The 580-nt window shown below is 40.2% G+C and carries 1 protein-coding gene; it reads left to right on the top strand.

What is annotated here, in order from left to right; genetic code table 11:
• On the top strand, nucleotides 1-580 hold a 580-nt coding region (locus tag QL995_RS21670; protein ID WP_290295085.1), incomplete at both ends, for a glycosyltransferase.

Below are 580 nucleotides of genomic sequence, written 5' to 3'. Positions count from 1 at the left end.
GACATTCATCACAATTGATAGCTTTAAATACATTAGCGAATACACCGCGTTTATTATTATCTATGGGGGGTATAGATGCCCCCAATGCAACATTGCATGTACTTGATGTTTTAAAGAAAAGCGTTAACCCGCCAATAACGACTGTATTGCTTAGCCCTAAAGCACCTCACTATAAAAGTGTTACAGAGTTTGCTGTAAAGCATAGCGCGTGGTTGACTCATATCGATTTTGTAGATGACATGGCTACTCTCATGTGTGAACATGATATTGCCATTGGCGCGCCAGGCTCAACGTCATGGGAACGTGCTTGTGTCGGCTTACCAAGTATTGTTATTGCACTTGCTGATAACCAGCAGACTATTTGTAAAAATTTAGAAGCCGTTGGTGCTGCAATTAGCGTTGAGTTAGAGGCGATTAGTAAAAACTTAATGAAGGCCTATGAGCAGTTAATTGCAGACTATTCAAAAATGCGAACAATAAACCTGCAGTTATGTGATGGGCAAGGTGTTAAGCGATTAATGAAGCATATTACTCAATTATTTAGCGGTTCACTAACCCTAAGATTAGCGACACAGCTTGA

The sequence above is a fragment of the Pseudoalteromonas sp. APC 3358 genome, from assembly GCF_030408075.1.
GTDB classification, from domain to species: domain Bacteria; phylum Pseudomonadota; class Gammaproteobacteria; order Enterobacterales; family Alteromonadaceae; genus Pseudoalteromonas; species Pseudoalteromonas arctica.
This window is presented reverse-complemented; position numbering and strand designations above follow the sequence as displayed.